Annotated in this window: 15 protein-coding genes; 11 read left to right on the top strand and 4 right to left on the bottom strand. The window is 70.9% G+C overall.

Annotation, left to right across the window (positions count from 1 at the left end; translation table 11 throughout):
* Positions 1 to 22 precede the first annotated feature (22 nt).
* The 3 genes from ACFY5C_RS32420 to ACFY5C_RS32410 form a co-directional block, all read right to left on the bottom strand.
* Positions 23 to 1,228 carry a glycoside hydrolase family 64 protein gene (locus ACFY5C_RS32420; RefSeq protein ID WP_389450981.1) on the bottom strand — a complete coding sequence of 402 codons (1,206 nt, stop codon included), beginning with the start codon at positions 1,226 to 1,228 and terminating at the stop codon, positions 23 to 25.
* Between the two features lie 190 nt (positions 1,229 to 1,418).
* Positions 1,419 to 2,570: a hypothetical protein gene (locus ACFY5C_RS32415; RefSeq protein ID WP_389450978.1), complete on the bottom strand. Its 1,152-nt coding sequence runs from the start codon at positions 2,568 to 2,570 to the stop codon at positions 1,419 to 1,421.
* A gap of 126 nt (positions 2,571 to 2,696) precedes the next feature.
* On the bottom strand, positions 2,697 to 3,428 hold the full coding sequence (locus ACFY5C_RS32410; RefSeq protein WP_389450976.1) for a DinB family protein: 732 nt from the start codon (positions 3,426 to 3,428) through the stop codon (positions 2,697 to 2,699).
* Positions 3,429 to 3,591: 163 nt separating this feature from the next.
* Here ACFY5C_RS32410 and ACFY5C_RS32405 point away from each other — a divergent pair, with 163 nt between their 5' ends.
* The 11 genes from ACFY5C_RS32405 (at position 3,592) to ACFY5C_RS32355 (ending at position 18,036) form a co-directional block, all read left to right on the top strand.
* Positions 3,592 to 4,248 (top strand): TOPRIM nucleotidyl transferase/hydrolase domain-containing protein, encoded by a 657-nt coding sequence (locus tag ACFY5C_RS32405; RefSeq protein WP_389450973.1) that lies wholly within the window; start codon positions 3,592 to 3,594, stop codon positions 4,246 to 4,248.
* Between the two features lie 97 nt (positions 4,249 to 4,345).
* Entirely contained in the window at positions 4,346 to 6,391 is a 2,046-nt protein-coding gene (locus tag ACFY5C_RS32400; protein ID WP_389450970.1) for a spermidine synthase, read from the top strand.
* 151 nt (positions 6,392 to 6,542) lie between these two features.
* On the top strand, positions 6,543 to 6,986 hold the full coding sequence (locus ACFY5C_RS32395; RefSeq protein ID WP_389450967.1) for a DUF6325 family protein: 444 nt from the start codon (positions 6,543 to 6,545) through the stop codon (positions 6,984 to 6,986).
* A 92-nt stretch (positions 6,987 to 7,078) separates the two neighbouring features.
* Entirely contained in the window at positions 7,079 to 7,402 is a 324-nt protein-coding gene (locus ACFY5C_RS32390; protein WP_389450964.1) for an SHOCT domain-containing protein, read from the top strand.
* A gap of 18 nt (positions 7,403 to 7,420) precedes the next feature.
* Positions 7,421 to 8,869, top strand: a complete 1,449-nt coding sequence (locus ACFY5C_RS32385; RefSeq protein ID WP_389450961.1) for a chloride channel protein — start codon at positions 7,421 to 7,423, stop codon at positions 8,867 to 8,869.
* A gap of 1,134 nt (positions 8,870 to 10,003) precedes the next feature.
* On the top strand, positions 10,004 to 10,954 hold the full coding sequence (locus ACFY5C_RS32380) for a cyclase family protein (protein ID WP_389450958.1): 951 nt from the start codon (positions 10,004 to 10,006) through the stop codon (positions 10,952 to 10,954).
* Positions 10,955 to 11,080: 126 nt separating this feature from the next.
* A complete protein-coding gene (locus ACFY5C_RS32375) occupies positions 11,081 to 12,661 on the top strand; it encodes a GMC oxidoreductase (protein WP_389450955.1) in 1,581 nt (526 codons plus the stop codon).
* A 163-nt stretch (positions 12,662 to 12,824) separates the two neighbouring features.
* Positions 12,825 to 13,664 carry an SDR family oxidoreductase gene (locus ACFY5C_RS32370; RefSeq protein WP_389450952.1) on the top strand — a complete coding sequence of 280 codons (840 nt, stop codon included), beginning with the start codon at positions 12,825 to 12,827 and terminating at the stop codon, positions 13,662 to 13,664.
* A 36-nt stretch (positions 13,665 to 13,700) separates the two neighbouring features.
* On the top strand, positions 13,701 to 15,197 hold the full coding sequence (locus tag ACFY5C_RS32365; RefSeq protein WP_389450949.1) for a cytochrome ubiquinol oxidase subunit I: 1,497 nt from the start codon (positions 13,701 to 13,703) through the stop codon (positions 15,195 to 15,197).
* Positions 15,194 to 16,231 (top strand): cytochrome d ubiquinol oxidase subunit II, encoded by a 1,038-nt coding sequence (locus ACFY5C_RS32360; protein WP_389450946.1) that lies wholly within the window; start codon positions 15,194 to 15,196, stop codon positions 16,229 to 16,231. The genes ACFY5C_RS32365 and ACFY5C_RS32360 overlap by 4 nt, the downstream gene beginning before the upstream one ends.
* 26 nt (positions 16,232 to 16,257) lie before the next feature.
* Positions 16,258 to 18,036, top strand: a complete 1,779-nt coding sequence (locus tag ACFY5C_RS32355) for a cation:proton antiporter (RefSeq protein ID WP_389450943.1) — start codon at positions 16,258 to 16,260, stop codon at positions 18,034 to 18,036.
* A gap of 10 nt (positions 18,037 to 18,046) precedes the next feature.
* Here ACFY5C_RS32355 and ACFY5C_RS32350 read toward each other — a convergent pair whose 3' ends face one another.
* Positions 18,047 to 19,891 (bottom strand): glycoside hydrolase family 15 protein, encoded by a 1,845-nt coding sequence (locus tag ACFY5C_RS32350; protein WP_389450940.1) that lies wholly within the window; start codon positions 19,889 to 19,891, stop codon positions 18,047 to 18,049.
* Positions 19,892 to 19,934 lie beyond the last annotated feature (43 nt).

Genomic DNA, 19,934 nt, shown 5'->3' with positions numbered 1-19,934 from the left:
CGGACCCATCGGTGACGTGCTGTCAGTTGAAGGGTTCGAGGGTGAGGTAGGCCTGACGCGGATCGCCGTCGTGCACGAGTGACTCGTGGTGGCCGACGTCGTCGAAGGCGAAGGCGTACGCCTTGCCGTCGGCCATCTGCGCGTGGATGTGGCGTGCGTAGTGGTTGGTGACGCCGTCCTTGTAGAAGGCACCGGCGCTGGAGTCGGGCTGGTTGGGGTTGACCAGTAGCGTGGAGCGGTTGAACCCGGCGCACAGCGTGCGCGATATCGGGCCGCGCACCTGGTCGTTCGGCGCGTCGAGGAGCCGGTGACAGCCGAAGACGGAGGAGGCGTCCGGCTTCTGGAAGCTGGTGACGACGGCGCCGGCGGTGTTGGTGAAGTTCATGACGCCGCCGGAGACCCGGCCGTAGTACTTGGTGTTGGGCTGATTGGCGAAGGGTGTGACGGTCAGGGTCGAGGTGGCGTATTTCTGCCAGACGCGGTTGATGTAATCGTCCATGACGGAGGCCGGGAGTGCTCCGGTTTCCAGTCCGTACAGCGGCGACAGGGCGCGCAGCACGGTCCCGTCGGGGCGCGTCTGGATGAGGTTGGCCCAGCCTCCGGGCTGTCCTCTCAGGGCGTTGAAGAAGCCGTTGTATCCGCCGGGCTTGAGCCGGCCGGTGTTTGCCGTGCTGCCGTCGGCGCGCTGCACTCCGACGGCGTATGGCGCGGAGAACATGTCGACCTGTGTGCTGTTGATCCACAGGCCGGAGTCGTTGAGTGTGTATTCGGACCAGTTGAACAGGATGTTCCGGTTGGGGTCCGTCGGGTTCTGCACGGCGGGCTGGACCAGGCCTCCGGTGGTGAGCTTGAACACCAGCTTCTGGCCGTAGGAGAAGTACACGCGGCCGGAGAACTTCGGCATCCGGATGGTCGTCGACTGGCCTGCTGCCGGTCCCGGTATCGCGGCGTCGGGTGCGGGGGTCGGCGGGTTGCCGCCCGCGGGCCAGGGGTGGAAGGCGCCGCCTGCGTCGGCCCAGCCCTGCCGTCCGGTCGACAGTTCGGTGCCGAGGTTGTAGATGTACACCTGCTCGCCGCGGGCGGAGTTGTTGGTGATCTTCAGGGGGATCGTCGCCGGGACGGCGGCCTGGGCCGGCGACTGCGCGCCTGCCGTGAGCAGCCCTCCGGTGAGAACCGTGGCGATGGTCAGCCCCACGGCCGAGGCTCTGCGTTTGAGTGTGCGCAGCATGCTCTGTCTCCGTTCGACTCCGGTCGATCAGGACGCTTCTGAGAGCGCTCTCAGAATCGCGCCCTGGTATGGACCTGTCAATGAGTTGGGGCTTGGCGCAGACCGGTCCGGGAGTCGGCGGAGGCTTCCGGCGCCACTCGGCGGGCCGTCAACTCCCCTTACGTTCGCCGGTAGCGACGGTCGCGCGGGCCTACGCGGAGACGGTGGCCTCGGCCGTCTCGTCGACGCGCCCAGGCGCGGCCAGCCTCAGAGTCACGGCAGCCGCGGCTCCCGCCGCCAGGCCGAAGGTCAGGGCGGCCGGGACGCCACCACCCAGTCCGGCAAACTGCTGCAGCAGCCCGTAGCTCATGCCCGTCCTGTCGGTCGCCATCCGCAGCAACTGGCTCGCGAGCAGCCCCAGGACGGTCGCGCACACCGCGCCCACCGCCATAGCCGGGACCGTGGCCCGGGTGAGCAGTGGCGGCAGCCGCCGTAGCGCCCACCACACCACGGCGAGCAACAGCACATCCCCGAGGCGAACCACGAGCCAGTCGCCGAGAGCCGCCCCCGAGGGGTCCGACCAGGCGCCCAACAGCAGCCACTGGCGCAGCAGGTCGCCCGGTTCGGAGAGCAGCCCACCGCCGATGAAGGCCGTCTGGATGGCGGCGGCAACATCCTGGTACGACAGCACCACCAGGGACAGCGCGATCACCGCGGTCCCGACGGTGGCGGCCAGGCGGGCGGCGCGCGCCGGAACGGCCTGCGGTGCCGGCGGCTCGGTCTCCTTGTCGGCGACCCGCGCGGCGAGCACCGTACCCGCCGCCGCGACGAACGCCGTCACCACCAGGATCTGCCGCCCGGAGGAGATCACACTCGCCAGCTGCGGCAGGAAGCGGTAACTGCCGTGCCCCCACGCGGCAATCAGCCACGGCGCCGAGATGGTCACCGCGAGGGTCCCGGCCACCAGACCCCAGCCCCACAGCGCAAGGAACGCGGCAGTCATCCGGCCCCGCACCGGCGGCAGCCGGCGGATCAGGAGCAGCGCCCCGAGCACGAAGAAGGCGAAGACCGCGCAGAAGCGGATCTGCAGCGCGGTGCCGTACAACTCGCGGTAGCGGTCGCCGGAGGCCCCGGCCACGTCCCCGGCGCCACCCGGCACATCGGCGCCGAACTGAGCCGAGGCCGGAGGATCGTACGACCAGGGAGTGAGCCACTGTTCGAGTCCCGCAGCGGTTTGCCCGCCCAACACGCCGTCGGCACCCGGCAGGTCCAGCGCGCGCACACTCGCCCCCGCCCACCAGAGCAGCGCCGTCAGCAGCACCGCTCCGGCCAACGCCGGTATCACCGCACGCCGATACGTCATGTCGCCCCGTCCCCCGTCTTCGGTACCGCGTCCCGGTTGCCCTGAACAGGCGGAGACTACGGGACGCTGATCACGTATGGATCACAGGCCCCGCGCCGACGCGGAAGGCCTCCTTCGGGCGCGGATTCACCTCTGGGTGCGAGCAGGTGCAGTGAAGCGAGCCCGCCACAGGTCTCGCAGGAGCGCGATCTCGGCCATGTGATGGATCAACTCGAGGTTGGCCCCGCACAGGACGGAGATGAACGGCTCGTCGGGGTCGGAGCCGTAGGGATACTGGGAGAAGCCGAGCGTGTCGAGTTGCTCGTCGGTCATGGCGCCGACGCTCGCGCGCCAGCGGTCGATCACCGCCCAGAAACGGTCGAGCGTCACGGCGGCGGACGGGCTGAAGTCGACCATCAGCTTGGGGTCCTGACGCCGTTCGCCGAAGGTCCACTCCCACTGGCCCGCGAACTCGTAGTGCAGGTGCCCCAGTCGCCAGGCGATCGTGGTGATCGGTGTCTCGTCAGGCTCGGTAGGGCCGGTGTGGGCGAGGATCTGCTCGACGCGTTCGACGCTCACGCTCCAGTCCTCGGCGATCTTCGCCACGGACATGCCGCCGGCCGCCTGCCGGGCGACCTCGGCGTACTCGTTGGAGGGGATGTCCGGGGCACCTTGGTCCAGCAGCCACTCACCCGGCCCGAAGGCCCTCGGCGTCGTCGCCTCGGCACGGCGCCGGATCGACCAGCAGCCGGGTACCGGCTCCCACAGGTACTCCTCGTCGCCGAGCCCCGTGAGCCGTACCTCGGCCATCTCCCTGGCCCGGTCGAACTGGTCGAGCAGCAGGCCGAATCGGTCGGTCCGCACGCCATCGGTGTCCATGCCGGGCCCCCTTCGAGGAAACGCACCTCGCTGCGCCTCAGCCGGAGGCTAACGGCTCCCCCGCGCGGGGCGCGACGGATTTACGCGCGCACGGAAAACGGAAAAACGTCCGCGCGGACAGGTTCTCGGGCGTGCCACGATGGCTTCGGGGAAGCGAGGTCTCGTGGACGAGTTGACGCGATGGCGCCGCGCGGTGGCCGCTTGGGCGGCCGGCGGGCCGGGCGCAGGTACGGCCGCCGCGACGGCGCGGGAGCTGGCCGGCGGCCAGGTGCGGACGATCGTGCTCGTCGAGGGAAGCAGTGATCAGGTCGCCCTCGAGGCGCTGGCCACCCGTCACGGCCGTGACCTCGGCGCGGAGGGCGTAGCGGTGGTGCCGCTCGGAGGTGCGACGAACATCGGGCACTTTCTGGACGTGTGCGGTCCGCCGGGGCTCGGTCTCCCGCTGGCCGGTCTGTGCGACATCGGCGAGGAACGGCACTTCCGGCGCCATCTGGAGCGGGTCGGGCTCGGGTCCGGTCCCGCGCCCGCCGGGCTGGAGGCACTCGGGTTCCACGTGTGTGTCGCGGACCTGGAGGACGAGCTGATCCGCGCTCTCGGCGCCGAGGCCGTGCAGCAGGTGATCGAGGCTCAGGGCGAGTCGCGCCCCTTCCAGACCTTCCAGAACCAGCCGGCCCAGCGAGAACGGCCCGTGGAACACCAACTGCGGCGCTTCATGGGCACACACAGCGGCCGCAAGGCGCTCTACGCGCAGTCGCTGGTCGCGCACCTGGACCTCGAGCGCGTACCCCGCCCGCTGGAACGCCTCCTCGAACACGTCTGACATCCCGCTGCTCGCGAGCGCCGTCTGCTCAACCCGCACGGCTCCCACCGGCAAGGCATCTCGACTCACCGACCCGGAAATGGCACCGTAATCCGGCATGAAGCTGACCGATTCCGGGCAAAAGGTAAGTTCGGTGCGCTGGAAGCTGGTGCTCGCCAGCACCACCATGCTCTTCGTCGAGCTGGCGCTGATCAGATGGGCAGGCGCCAACGTCGTCCATCTCAGCTACTTCTCGAACTTCATCCTGCTGGGATCGTTTCTCGGAATCGGCATCGGCTTCCTGATCCCCGCCGCGCGCGGCCAGTGGCTCAAACGCTGGACCCCGATCCCCCTGGCACTGCTCGTCATCCTCGTACGCACGTACCCGGTCCAGGTCCGTCAGAGCAGCAGTGAGGTCATCTACTTCACCGCCGTGAAGACGACCGGCCTCCCCCAGTGGGTGACGTTGCCGGCCATCTTCCTGCTGACCGCGGTGATCATGGCCGGGATCGGCAAGATCACCGCCGACCTCTTCCGCCAACTCCCCTCACTCGACGCCTACCGCTACGACCTGCTCGGCAGCATCACCGGCTCGGTCTCGTTCGCCGTACTGTCCTGGCTGCGCGCCCCCTCGGTGGTGTGGGGCGTACTCGCCGCCGTGGCGCTGCTGATCCTCGGCGGCCGCCGCAACACCCTCTTCTACGGCGTCCCCCTCACGGCGATGGTCGCCGCGCTGTTCGTGGAGACGGCCACGGCCGGCATCTCCTGGTCGCCGTACTACAAGATCGAGCTGAAGTCCTCGCCGACCACGACGCGGACGTACTACATCTCCGCCAACGGCGTCCCGCACCAGAGCACCGCGCCGCTCCCGGTTCTGATGCGGGAGAACTCGCCCTATCGGCAGGCCTACGACCAGACGCCCCGCAACCCGCACAAACGCGTGCTGATCATCGGGGCCGGCAACGGCAATGACGTCGCCGTCGCACTGGAGCACGGGGCGCAGCACGTGGACGCGGTCGAGATCGATCCCCGCCTGCAGGAGATCGGCGCGCAGCTGCACCCCGCCAGGCCGTACGACGATCCCAGGGTGCACGTCCACATCGACGACGGGCGGGCTTTCCTGGAGCGGACGAACGCCAAGTACGACCTCATCATCCTGGCGCTCCCGGACTCCCTGACCCTGGTGTCGGGCGCGAGCAACCTGAGGCTGGAGAGCTACCTGTTCACCCGGCAGGCGTTCGAGGCCGCCCGCGATCACCTGACGCCGGACGGCGCGTTCGCGATGTACAACTACTACCGCAAGAGCTGGTTGGTCGACCGTTTCGCCGGTGACCTCGACGACCTCTACGGCCACGCCCCCTGTATGACGACGTTCAAGCGGAACGCGGCCGTGCTGGTGGCCGGCCTGACGCCGGCCGACCAGTCCTGCAAGCAGACCTGGCAGCCGAGCGGCCCGGTCCCGGCGGCCGCGACCGACGACCACCCGTTCCCGTATCTGCTGCACCGGACCGTTCCCACGATCTATCTGGGCGCCCTGGGTGCGATCCTGCTGGTGACGCTGCTGTCGGTGCGCCTGGCCGGGGTCCGCATCCGCAGCACGTTCCGCTACGCAGACATGTTCCTGCTGGGCGCGGCCTTCCTGCTGCTCGAAACGAAGAACGTGATCGGTTTCGCGCTCTACTTCGGTACGACCTGGCTGGTCAATGCCCTTGTCTTCTTCGGCGTCCTGCTCTCCGTCCTGGCCGCGGTCGAGGTACGGCGCAGGTTGCGGCGGGTGAACATGCTGGTGCTGCAGCTGATGCTCTTCGGCTCCCTCGCGGTGGCCTATCTCGTCCCGCCGCAGGCCGTTCTCTCCCTGCCCACAGTCGGCCGGCTCGCGGCCGCCATCGCGCTGGCCTTCGCGCCCATCTTCTGCGCCAACCTCATCTTCTCGGACCGCCTCGCGCAGGCCGCCGACCCGACCGCCGCGTTCGGCGCGAATCTGCTGGGCGCGCTGACCGGGGGCGCGCTCGAGTACCTGGCCCTGATGACGGGCTATCAGGCGCTGCTGCTGGTCGTCGCCGCGCTGTACCTGGGGGCCTGCATCGCCATGCACTTCGCCGGACGCGGACCGGGCGGGCAGACGACGCGGATGCCCGACGAGACCGTGAGCGTCAAAACCTGAGGTCGGCACGGCGGCCCGGACGCCCGGTGAACATGCAGGGCGCCGGGCCGAGTGCTGCAATGGCTGGAGGGTCTGATCCTCCGGCTGCGCCGCGGGCGACCGACGCCCGACGAGGTGTGACCGGGCCCTTACCCACCTCTGAGGAGTGGCCATGCACCAGGACATCGGGGACATGGGGCCCGTCGACTACCTGATCGTCGAGTTCCCCGGCAGCCGTATGACGGGTGAGGGGCTGCCCCTGCTCGTGGACCTCGTCGAGGGCGGCGTCATCCGCATCCTCGACCTCGTCTTCATCCACAAGGGCACCGACGGTTCGGTCGAAGTACTGGAACTGCGCAACGTCGGGGACGAGGTCGACCTGACGGTGTTCGAGGGAGCCTCATCCGGACTGCTGGACCAGGGCGACCTGGACGACGCCGGAGCCGCGCTGGAGGCCGGCAACTCCGCCGCCGTCGTCGTGTACGAGAACGTCTGGGCCGCGCCCCTGGCCCGTGCGCTGCGGCGCGGCGGGGCCGAGGTGGTGGCCAGCGGGCGTATCCCCGTGGACGCGCTGCTGCAGTCGCTGGAGGCCGCCGAGGCGACGGCGGCGCCCTGAGAGGAGCCGATGCCGCCGCAGCGGCGCCAGACCACCCAGCGCCACATCACTCAGCGCCACACCATCCACGGATCACAGGGGAGATGAGTGACATGCCAGGACTCCTTCGCGGCGTCGCCCGCACCGCCGTCGTCGCGGGGACGGCCACAGCCGTGTCGAACCGCGTCTCACGGCGGCAGGCGGGCCGGTGGGCCCAGCAGGATGCCGAACGGCAAGTCGCCTACCAGCAGGGTGTCGCACCTCCGACGCCCGCCGCGCCCGCGCCCGCGCCTGCGCCCGAGCCCGCCGCACCGCCGTCGGCCGACGACGAGATGTCCAGCAAGATCGACCAGCTGAAGCAGCTCGGCGACCTCAAGGCCCAGGGCGTGCTCACCGAAGAGGAATTCGTGGCCCAGAAGCGCCAGGTCCTCGGTTGACGCGGGGGGAACGGGGTCGTGCCTGAGCCGGGGCCCTCGGCTGCGCCCGCCACCGGCACGCAGCCGGAAGAGGCCGACCGGTTGCGGGAACTGCTGCGCAGCCCCGCCTACCAGAAGGCGCTCGGCTTCTCCGCGCTGATCGGAGTTCCGGTCTCCCTGGCCGCGTTCTGGTTCCTGGCCGCACTGCACGAGCTCGAGCACCTGCTGTGGGCCGATCTGCCTTCGGCGCTGGGCTGGGACACCCCTCCGTGGTGGTGGCCGCTGCCCTTGCTGACGCTCGCCGGCATCGCCGTCGGTCTCGTGGTCCGGTATCTGCCGGGAGCCGGCGGTCATGTTCCCGCCGCGGGTCTGCACGCTGCGGGGCTCCCCCCGGTATCCCTGCCGGGAGTCATCCTGGCGGCCCTGGCCAGCCTGCCGCTGGGCGCCACCCTCGGCCCCGAGGCCCCGCTGATCGCGCTCGGCGGCGGCCTGGCCCTGCTCTTCGGGCAACTGGCGCGTGCCCCGGTGACGACACAGGGCGCGGCACTTCTCGGGGCGGCCGGCGCCGCCGCGGCGCTTCCGGCGATCTTCGGCAACCCGCTGGTCGGAGCAGTGATTCTGATCGAGGTGGCCGGGGTGGGCGGAACGCGGCTGTTCGCCGTCATGCTGCCGGCGCTCCTGTCCAGCGGGATCGGATCGCTCGTCTTCACCGGGTTCGGCCGCTGGACCGGCCTGTCCATCGGCAACCTGACGCTCACACTGGGGGTGCCCACGCCGCGCCTCGACGTCGGGGACGTGCTGTGGGCGATTCCGATGGCCGTCGTGATCGGAGTCGCGGTGCACATGATCCTGGACACCGGGCGCCTGGCCGCGGTGTTCGTCTCCAAAAGGCCCGTCGTCCATACGGTGGCCTGCGCCCTGGCCGCCGGGGCGTGCGCCGCGGTCTACACGCTGGCCGCCGACCGGACGCCGGTGGACGTGGCGTCCTCCGGCCAGGCAACACTGGCCAAGCTGGCCGAGGACCCGCACTCCTGGGGCGTCGGTGCCCTGATCGCCGTGCTGCTGTTCAAGGCGGTCGCGTACGGGCTGTGCCTGGGCAGTCTGCGCGGCGGTCCCATCTTCCCCGCGCTGTTCCTGGGGGCGGCGTTGGGCGTCCTGCTCGCACCCCTGCCCGGGTTGGGAGTCGTGCCCGGCCTGGCGGCGGGCATGGCGGCAGCGGCCGCGGCCGCGCTGCGACTGCCGGTGAGCAGTGCGGTGCTGGTCGTGCTGCTCATGGGCAGCGGAGCCATGACTCCCTTGGTGCTGCTCGCGGCGGTGGTGGGCTTCGTGACCGCCCAACTGCTCCCACCGGGCCGTCCCGTGCCTCCGCTGGGCAAGCCGGCCCCAGCACCGGCCGGAGCCCCCGCCCATCCGAGCTCGCACCCACCGGACAGGCCCACGACTGACCAGGCCTCCGGAACTGCGGGCGACCGCGCCGAGGGCAACTGACGCGGGCGGGAGGCGGGCCGGGTGGGGTGGGCCGGGTTGCGCCGAGCCGGTTTGCGCCGGGCCGGTATGTGCCGGGCCCGTTTGCGCCGGACCGGTACGTGCCGGGCCCGCTTGCGCCGAGCCCGCTTGCGCCGGACCGGTACGTGCCGAGCCCGCTTGCGCCGAGCCCGCTTGCGCCGAGCCGGATCGCGCCGAGCCGGTACGTGCCGGGCCCGCCTGCGCCGAGCCCGCTTGCGCCGAGCCGGTACGTGCCGGGCCCGCCTGCGCCGAGCCCGCTTGCGCCGAGCCGGATCGCGCCGAGCCGGTACGTGCCGGGCCCGCTTGCGCCGGGCCCGCTTGCGCCGAGCCGCGATGTGCCGTGTTGTGCCGAGCCGGGGCTCGCATGCGCTGCTGCAACCCACCGGGCGAGCCGACCGGACCTCCTGCTACGCCGGGCCAGGCTCGCCCCCGACCGGCTCCGCACACCGGGGAGCCCCCGAAAGCGCCTGGGACCACCGGAGCCGCGACGCATCCAGGCACGCACCCACTGCTGTCGGCAGGCCGAACGGGCACCGGGCGGCCGGTGCACCGAGACCGTCCAACACGCCACCAGCCGAGCGGACCTCCCGCAGGCCAGACACGGGCCCCACACACACCGAGCCCCGGCTGCCAAGAACCGGGAGCCACGCCCCATCCAGTCACCCCACCCACCCGTGCCGTCCCCAGGGCGTCCCGCACGGGCACCGCCGACGGGGGCGCACAGGCGTCGCACACCACCGGCCGAGCGGACCTCCGGCACGCCGGACCAGCCCCGGTCCCGACCCATGCAAGCCGGGCCGGACACCCCGCCGCGCTCCCTGCTGCACCGGGCCACCGCCCCCAGCGCCCCCGACCCAACCCGGAGCCGCGCCCGGTCCACCCCGCTTCCCTCTCCGCATCCCGGACGCGCAGCGGGCGTGCCCGTCTGGTTCAGGCTCGGGAGGCCCGAACCCGCGCAGCGCCGACGTGCGTGTCCGTGCGGTCCGGTCGACAGTGGAAGCCGGTGCCCTTCAGACAAGGAGCTCGCATGGCCGATCGCCGGAAGCGCACCGCGCTCGTCGTGCTCGTCCAGCCCGCCGCGCAGTGGAGCCCGGCCGGGCCCGGCCCTGGGTTGTGATGAGTTCGCGTCCTGAGGCCTCGGCGCCGGAGCGCATGTCCGAGGTGGACTTCCGGGCCCTGTACCGCCGGTTGCGAGAGCAGGCGGACGGCAGCGGAGGTCACCGCGGGGCGCTCGGTCGGCTCACGCCCGAGCGTGTCGTCGCCGCCGTCGGCGAGGTGCGTACCGGGCGTACCGTCTCGCTGGCCGCGCCCATCGAGACCGCGCCGGGGCCGGACAATCCGCAGCCCGCGTCCCACCGGATGATCGCGCCGACGGACCAGGAGGAGACCACCGCCCCGGGGCTGCACTTCGCCCGCGACCGGTTCGCCATGAACGTGCACGGCGACGCCGACAGCCACCTCGACGCGCTCTGCCACGTGATGTTCGACGGCGAGCTCTACGGCGGGGTCCCGGCGAGCACGGTGACGCCGGACCACGCCGGCGCGCTGACGCTGGATCTCGTGCGGGACGGCATCGTCGGACGCGGTGTGCTGCTGGACGTCCCCCCGCTGCGGGGCGTCCCGTGGCTGGAACCCGGCGAGCAGGTGAGCGCCGCGGACCTCGAGGCCGCCGAGGCCGCACAGGGGGTCACGGTCGGACCGGGCGACCTGCTCTTCGTGCGCGTGGGGCATCGCCGTCGGCGACGAAGTCTCGGCGCCTGGGACCCGGCCGAGGCCCGGGCCGGACTGCATCCGCAGGCGATGCGCTTCCCGGCCGAGCGGGGTGTCGCCGTTCTCGGATCGGACGGCAACAACGACGCGGCACCGAGCGCCGTGACCGGCGTCGGCTACCCCGTACACGTCCTGGCCGTGAACGCCATGGGGCTGCACCTGCTGGACTGGCTGGACCTCGAGGAGCTCGCGGAGGCCTGCGCCGGGTCGGCCCGCTCACAGTTCCTGTGCGTGGTCGCCCCGCTGCGGCTTCCCGCGGGCACCGGCTCGCCGGTGAACCCGATCGCCGTTCTGTGAACGGCGGTACGGGTTCTTGTGCGGATGCCGCTTCGGCAGCCTCCGTATACGTTCGAAGTGGGCCCCCAGACGTGTCCGGGTCACCGCAGCGGCGGGAGACCACCCCAGCCAAGGACGGTGGTCGTCATGGGCGACTCCCCCCAGTACGACGTCATCATCATCGGCACCGGAGCCGGCGGGGGAACGCTCGCCCACCGGCTGGCCCCCTCGGGCAAGCGGGTCCTGGTTCTGGAACGTGGTGACTACCTCCCGCGCGAGCGCGACAACTGGGACTCCACGGCCGTGTTCGTCAAGGGCAAGTACCGGGCCCCGGAGTTCTGGCTCGACAAGCACGGCAACGAGTTCCCGCCCGAGGTCAACTACTACGTCGGCGGCAACACCAAGTTCTACGGCGCGGCCCTGTTCCGGCTGCGGCCCGAGGACTTCGGGGAGCTGCGTCACCACGACGGCCTCTCCCCCGCCTGGCCGATCCGGTACGAGGACCTGGAGCCGTACTACACCCAGGCGGAACACCTCTACCGCGTGCACGGCCGGCACGGCGAGGACCCCTGGGAGGGCCCGTACAGCGAGCAGTACGCCCATCCTCCGGTCGAACACGAGCCGCGTATCCAGCAGTTGAGCGACAACCTGGAGAAGCAGGGCCTGCATCCCTTCCATCTGCCGATCGGGGTCGACCTCACCCAGGACGCGAACGGCGGGGCGACCCACTTCAGCGCCTGCATCCGCTGCAGCCGGGTCGACGGGTTCCCCTGTCTGGTCCGGGGCAAGTCCGACGCCGAAGTGGTGTGCGTCGAACCGGCCTTGGAGCAACCGAACGTCGTGATGATCACCAACGCCCACGTCACGCGCCTCGACACCGACCCGACGGGCCGCAGCGTCACCGCCGTCGTCGCCACGCTCGCGGACGGGCAGGAGGCCCGCTTCGAGGCGGACATCGTGGTCGTGGCGTGCGGAGCGGTCAACTCGGCCGCGCTGCTGCTCGCTTCGGCGAACGACCGGCACCCGGCCGGGCTGGCGAACAGCTCCGACGTGGTCGGCCGCCACTACATGCGGCACAACAACCTCGCCCTGATGGCCGTGTCGAAGGAGCCCAACGACACCCGGTTCCAGAAGACGCTCGCGCTGCACGACTGGTACCTCGGAGCGGACGACTGGGAGTATCCGCTCGGCGGCATCCAGATGCTCGGCAAGTCGGACGCCGAGCAGATCCATGGTGAGGCGCCGCGCTGGGCCGGGGCGGTGGCGCCCGACATGCCTTTCGAGGTGCTGGCCCATCACGCCGTCGACTTCTGGCTGTGCGGGGAGGACCTGCCGCTGCCGGACAGCCGGGTCACGCTGGAGAGCGACGGCCGCATCCGCCTGACGCTCGACGAGAACAACAACACGGCCGGGCTGAAGCGCCTGCGGCGCAAGCTCCAGCACATGCTCGGCCATCTCGGCATGCACGAGCACCGCCTGCTGTCGCACAGCATCTACCTGCACAAGGGGATGCCCATCGGTGCCACCGCGCACCAGGCGGGCACGGTGCGCTTCGGCACCGATCCGGCGTCCTCCGCCCTGGATGTCCACTGCAAGGCGCACGACCTCGACAACCTGTACGTGGTCGACACGAGCTTCTTCCCGAGCATCGGGGCCGTCAACCCGTCCCTTACGGCCATGGCGAACGCCCTGCGGGTGGGCGATCACCTCCTGGAACGGCTGGGTTGAGCGAGACCCGGCGACTCGCCTTCGAGCGGGCGAAGTTCCTGCGCCGGTCGGCCCAACACCGGCTCGTGCCACGCGCCAACGCGCGACGGCGGTGATTGTGTGACGCCCTGACCTCCGGGCCACGACCCGGGGGATCCGGCCACGCAATGGAGAGACTTTCATCGTGAGTTCCCCCGAGGGCGCGCCCCGCGACGTGATCCCCGCCCACCTGCTCAAGGGCCAGAAGGCGTTGGTGACCGGCGCGAACTCCGGCATCGGCAAGGCCACGGCCGTGGCCATGGGCCGGGCCGGCGCCGACGTGGTGGTGAACTACGTGGCCGGCCGCGACGAGGCCGAGAAGGTCGTCGAGGAGATCGAGTCCTTCGGAGTGCGGGCGGCGGCCTACGAGGCGGACGTGTCCGACGAGGACCAGGTCGTCGCCATGACGAACCGGATGGTCGAGGAGTTCGGCACGATCGACATCCTGGTCGCCAACGCGGGCCTGCAGCGCGACGCCCCGTTCACCGAGATGACCCTCGCCCAGTGGCAGAAGGTCATCGACGTGAACCTGACGGGACAGTTCCTGTGTGCCCGGGAGGCCACCAAGGAGTTCCTGCGGCGCGGCGTCGTCCCCGAGGTGTCGCGCGCAGCCGGCAAGATCATCTGTATGAGCTCCGTGCACCAGGTCATCCCCTGGGCCGGGCACGTCAACTACGCCTCGTCCAAGGGCGGCGTGCAGATGATGATGGAGACGCTCGCGCAGGAACTCGCGCCGAAGAAGATCCGCGTCAACGCGATCGCCCCCGGCGCCATCGCGACCCCCATCAATCGCAGTGCCTGGGAGACGCCCGCGGCCCGCGACGACCTGCTCAAGCTGATTCCGTACGACCGTGTCGGCGCCCCTGAGGACATTGCGCACGCGGCCGTCGGACTCGCCTCCGACCTGATGGACTACGTGGTGGGCGCCACGCTCTACGTGGACGGCGGGATGACCCTCTTCCCCGGTTTCGCCACCGGCGGCTGACAGCACACGCAGGACGGCCCCGGACGGAACCCGTATATGCACACCACTTTGCACGTGCTGGCGGACGCGCCGGCGCAGATGCTGCCGGCCAGATCCCTGATGGCCTTCACCCTGGCGTCCCACATCATCCTGGTGCCCCTGGGTGTGGCCCTTCCGCTGATCACGCTCATCCTGCACGGCTACGGGCTGCGCCGCGGTGACCGTACGGCCCTGCTGCTGGCGCGCCGCTGGTCGGCGGTGATGGCGGTCCAGTTCGCGATCGGGGTGGTCACCGGAACCGTCCTGTCGTTCGAGTTCGGGCTGCTCTGGCCGGGCCTGATGGGCCGGTGGGGCGATGTCTTCGGGATCGGGTTCGGCGTAGAGGCGTGGGCCTTCTTCCTGGAGGCCGTCCTCATCGCGATCTACCTGTACGGCTGGCGACGCCTGCCTGCCAGGACCCACTTCCTGCTCGCTCTGCCGCTGCCCGCCACGGCCCTGCTCGGCGCCTTCGGGATTCTCGCCGCCAACTCCTGGATGAACACGCCGCGTGGCTTCAGCCTCGACGCCGCGGGCAACCCCGTCGACGTGAACATCTGGAAGGCGATCTTCACGCCCATGTTCGGCCCGCAGTACTGGCACTTCGTCGTGGCGATGCTCGTCACGGCCGGTTATGTGGTGGCCGGTGTCTACGCCGTGGGCTGGTTGCGCGGGCGCCGGGACCGCTACCACCGGCTCGGCTTCACCATCCCGTTCACGGTGGCCGCCGTGCTCACGCCGGTGCAGTTCGTGCTGGGCGACTCCATCGCCCGGCAGGTCTTCCACAAGCAGCCGGTGAAGTTCGCCGCCATGGAGATCGTCTGGGAGACCGACACGCATGTCCCCGAGTACCTGTTCGGCCGACTGCATTCTGACGGGAGCGTGTCGGGCGGCATCAAGATCCCGCAGTTCGACTCCATTCTCGCCGGTTTCAGTCCGGACACCCGGGTGACCGGGCTGACCTCCGTCCCCGCCGACGAGCGGCCCAACGCCACCCAGGCGACCATCGCCCACTGGGCGTTCGACACCATGGTCGGCATCGGCTCCCTGCTCGCGGTGCTCGCCCTGTGGTACGCGCTGATCTGGTGGCGGCGCCGCCGGCTGCCCGCCTCGCCCTGGTTCTACCGGTGCGCCGCCGTGTCCGGCGTGGCCTCCGTCGTCGCCGTCGAATGCGGCTGGATCACCACCGAGGTGGGGCGCCAGCCGTGGATCGTCTACGAGAACATGAGGGTCGCCGAAGCGGTCACCTCGACCGGGTCCAGCACGCTGTGGACCATGTTCGGCCTGGTCGTCGTGGTGTACGTGTTCATCTTCGGATCGTTCCTCGTGATCCTGCTGCGGATGCGCACCCGTTGGCGACTCGCCGACGAGGAGGACAGAGCGGGAACCGGGGAGCGGCCCACGGCTCAGGCACCCGAGACGGACACCCCCTACGGGCCGCGCCCCACGGTCCCCTCCGGCGCGGCGCCGCCGTCCGGCACTGACGGACCGTCCTCGTCCGCGGAGAGCCGGCCGTGATCGCCGAGGTCATCGCCGTCGTCCTGCTGCTCGCGATCGCCGCCTACGCCTGTGCGGGCGGCACCGACTACGGAGCCGGCTTCTGGGACCTGACCGCCGGCGGAGCGGAGCGCGGCAAGCGGCCCCGGTGGCTGATCGACCATGCGATGGCGCCCGTGTGGGAGGTCAACAACGTCTGGCTGATCTTCGTACTCGTCATCATGTGGACGGGCTTCCCTGTTCTCTTCCAGCAGTTGTTCCAGTCGATGTGGCTGCCGCTCGCACTGGCCGTCGTGGGCACGGTCCTGCGCGGCGCAGGGTTCGCGCTGCGCAAGCCCGCCCAGCGGCTGGCCGGACGGCGCCTGTACGGCGCGGTGTTCGCCGTCTCCTCGCTGCTGACGCCGTTCTTCCTCGGCGCCGCGGCCGGCGGTGTGGCGTCGGGTCGGGTGGCCGCGGACGTCAAGCCCTCGGACCACGCCTGGGCCCACCCCACCCCGGTGCTGTTCGGGGTGCTCGCGGTGGCGACCACCGCCCTGCTCGGGGCTGTGTTCCTCGCCGCGGACGCCCGGCGCTTCGAAGCACCGGACCTGGACGGCTACTTCCGACGGCGGGCACTGGCCGCCCTGGCCGCCGTCGCCGCGCTGTCGGTGGTGACGCTGATCGTCGCGCACGACGACGCGGCGCACGTGTGGCACGGGCTCACGCACGGGGCGGGACTCGTGTTCGTGATCGTGGCGGCGGTGAGCACCCTGGCCACCGCCTGGCTGCTGATCCGCCCGTCCGGGGCCTGGTCCCGGGTCACCGCGGTCGGTGTGGTGGCGTCCGCCGTGATCGCCTGGGGCGTGGCGCAGCGGCCGTACCTGGTCCCGACCTCCCTGACCATCGCGCAGGGCGCGGGCGCCGGCACGACGCTGCGTTGGCTGGGGGTGGTCACCCTCGTCGCCGTCGTGCTCGTCATGCCCGCGGTCGTCCTCCTCTACTGGATGGACACCCACGGGGAGTTGGAGGGCCTCACCGACACCGATCTGCGGCTCGGTGCCCGCGACGACGGCTGAGCCCGGCGGCGAGGGATGAGGGCACGGTGAGCGAGGACGACATCCTGCTGGGGCTCGCCCTGGTCGTGGCCCTTGCCGTCGGCTCCCAGATCCTGGCCGGCCGGCTGCGGATCCCGGCCCTGATCGTGCTCGTGCCGGCCGGGTTCACCGCGGGAGCCCTCACCGACATCGTCCACCCCGACCGGCTCGTCGGAGAGGACTTCTCGTCGCTGGTGTCGCTGTCGGTGGCGCTCATCCTCTACGACGCCGGGCTGGGACTGGACATGCGCCTGCTCAAGGGCCCGACCCGCAACACCGTCCTCCGGCTCCTGGTGTTCCAAGTGGTGCTCACCTGGGTGGCGGTGATGGCCCTGGGGCCGGCCCTGTTCAGCGTTCCGGCGGCCGTGGCCAGCATGATCGGGGTGATCCTCGTGGTGTCCGGGCCGACCGTCGTCGGTCCGCTGCTGGAGCACGTCAGGCCGTCGGACAAGGTGCGGCGCGTACTGGTGTGGGAGGGCTCCCTCATCGACGCCGTCGGTGGCATCCTCGGCGCCGTCGTCTTCCATTCCATCGTCTCCGGCGGTCTGCAGACCGGTCACTTCCGGGTGGGCTCGTTCCTGGGCAGCATCGCCGTCGGGCTGGCGGGTGGCGTGGTCGGGGCCGCGCTGCTGTGGTTCGCCCTGAGGCTGCTCCGCCTCGGTGAGACCCTCGGCACGCTCGCCCAGCTCGCAGTCGTCGTCGTGGTGGCGGCGGGCTGCGACGCTGTGTACGACGACACCGGGCTCATCGCCGCGATCGTCACCGGTCTGGTCGCCGCGAACCTGCCGGGCTTCGACATGCCTGCGCGGCGGCCGTTCTTCGAGACGCTGGTCCAGCTGATCATCGGGCTGCTGTTCATCGCCATCTCGGCGTCGGTGACACCCGAGTCGCTCGTTCCGGTGCTCCTTCCCACCCTTGCGCTGGTCGCGGCGCTCGTCCTGGCCGTCAGACCCGTCATCGCGCTGCTGTCCACCCTCAGAACGGACTTCACGGGCCGGGAACGCGCCTTCATCGGCTGGATGGCCCCGCGTGGCATCGTCGCCGCCTCCACCGCCACGACCTTCTCCGCCGCGCTCGCCACCGAGGGTCTGCGCGACGCGGACAAGATCCTCCCGGTCACCTTCCTGGTGATCGTCGGAACGGTCCTCGTCTACGGACTGACCGCGAGGCCCGTGGCCGCCAGGCTGGACGTCGTACGCACCGCCCGGTACCGGCCGTTGCTGCTGGGCGGGGACCCGTGGGTCGTGGACCTGGCCCTGGCGCTGCGCGACGCCGGGCTGGACGTACTGGTGTGGGCGGGATCCGCACAGGGGCGGGCCCGGATCGAGGCGGCGGGCATCGAGCCGGCAGCCGGGGAGGTCATGGCTGTGGCGACCGATCCGCAGGCCCGCCTGGAAGGCATCACTTCGGTCTTCCTGCTCACGGACGACGACGACTTCAACGCGCTCGTCTCGGTCGTCCTGCGGGACAGCGTCGACGGCCCGGTCTACCGGGTGGGCCCACCGCCTGACACCCGGGGCTTGGTCGCCCCGTACAGCTCCGGAGAGATCCTCTTCGGCCCCGAGTTCGTCCGCCACACGGTCGCGGACCGCCATGAGCGCGGCGCCCGCTTCCACGTACAGCCCGCGTCGGCTCCGTATCCGCCGGGGTACGAGACGCTGTTCGTCGTACGGCCGGACGGGCGCCCGGAGCCGACGACCGCGGGGCGGGCGGTCAGCGCCGGGGAGGGCGACACGCTCGTGCTGCTCGGCCCGGCGCCGGAACCGGGCGCTGACACCGCCGGCTGAACCGGGTGCGTCAGGCTGCTCGTCGCTCGAGCGCCGCGTTCAATGTGATGGCCGCGTCGATGAGCGCGAGATGGGTGAAAGCCTGCGGGAAGTTGCCCAGCTGACGGCCCGTCGGGTCGATCTCCTCCGAGTACAGGCCGAGGTGGTTGGCGTACCCCATCATCTTCTCGAGCACCAGCCGGGCCCGGTCGGGGCGTCCCGCGCGTGCCAGGGCGTCGACGTACATGAAGGTGCACAGCGAGAAGGTGCCTTCGGAGCCGCGCAGGCCGTCGGGGGACGCCTCGGGGTTGTAGCGGTAGACGAGGCTGTCGCTGACGAGTTCCTGTTCCATGGCGCCGAGGGTCGACGTCCACATCGGGTCCTCCGGCGTGAGGAACCCGACCGTCGCCATGCGCAGCAGCGCGGAGTCGAGGACTTCGCTGCCGTAGTGCTGGACGAACGCCCCACGTCCCTCGCTCCAGCCCTTGGTCATGACCTGCTCGTAGCAGTCGTCGCGTGCCCTGCGCCAGCGTTCGGAGGCGCCCGGGCGTCCGTTCGCGTCGGAGAGCCGCAGGGCACGGTCGAAGGCGACCCAGGACATGACGCGGCCGTAGGTGAAGTCCTGCCGGCCGCCGCGGGTCTCCCACAGGCCTTCCTCCGCCTGGTCCCAGTGGTCGACCAGCCAGTCGAGGTTGGTCAGCAGGGAGTTCCATCCGTGGTGCCCCAGCTGCAGACCGTGCCGGTGCGCGAAGTAGATGCTGTCCAGGGCCTCGCCGTAGATGTCCAACTGGAGCTGTGTGGCGGCGCCGTTGCCGATCCGCACCGGCGCGGAACCCGCGTAGCCCTCCCAGTGGTCGAGGATCTGTTCGTCGAGGTCGGAGGAGCCGTCGACCTTGTACATGATGTTCAGGGGACCGGTGTCACCGTGCCTCCCGGCCCGCTCCCTGACCCGGTCGGCGAGCCACAGGATGAAGGCCCTCGCCTCGTCGGTGAAGCCCAGTCCCAGCAGGGCGTACACCGAGAAGGACGCGTCGCGGATCCAGGTGAACCGGTAGTCCCAGTTGCGCTCCCCGCCCAGTTGCTCCGGGAGTGCGGCCGTCGGGGCGGCCACCACGGCACCGGTGGGCGCGAACGTCATCAGTTTCAGCGTGATCGCGGAGCGCTCCACGGCCTCGCGCCAGCGTCCCGTGTAGCGCGACTGGCCGAGCCAGGTACGCCAGAACCGCACCGTCTCGTCGAAGAGCCGATGGTATTCGGCCACGCGCATCTCCCTGGGCGGCCCGTCGGCGCCCCACTCCAGGGCCAGCCCCCGCTCCTGGCCCGCCTCCAGGGTCAGCGTGAAGTGCAGGGCGTCGCGCCGGTCGGCGAGCAGGTCGAGCAGTCGCTTGTCGTCCGCTTCGCGGATGGGGTGGACGGTGAGGGCCGTGCCGTCCTCCGCGGCGAACGCCGCCCCGTGCGTGGTGATGTGCAACCGGTGCGCCTGGCGGCCGTAGTCGAACCGCGGCGCTATCTCCACCTCGAAGGTCATCTTGCCGCGCACACAGCGGACCATCCGCACCAGACGGTGACTTTCCGTGACCTCCGTGCCGGTCACGGGCATGAAGTCGATCACCTCGCCGGCACCCGCCTCGGTCATGAACCGGGTGACCAGGATCGCCGTGTCGGGAAAGTACAACTGCTTGGTCGCGTAGGCACCGTTCTGCGGCCGGACGGTGCAGTGCCCGCCCTTGTCCTGGTCCAGCAGCGCCCCGAACACACTGGGCGAGTCGAATCTCGGGGCGCAGAACCAGTCGATGCAGCCGTCGGTCGTCACCAGGGCGGCGGTCTGCAGATCGCCGAGGAGGCCGTGGTTCTCGATCAGTGGGTAGTCGGCCATCGAGGACACCTCTCGGCGTGCGATTCACCCGAATGCCCCCCGC

The sequence above is a fragment of the Streptomyces sp. NPDC012935 genome, from assembly GCF_042900345.1.
GTDB lineage: Bacteria > Actinomycetota > Actinomycetes > Streptomycetales > Streptomycetaceae > Streptomyces.
The sequence above is the reverse complement of the archived record's forward strand: the minus strand, read 5'-3'. Positions and strand labels throughout refer to the sequence as shown.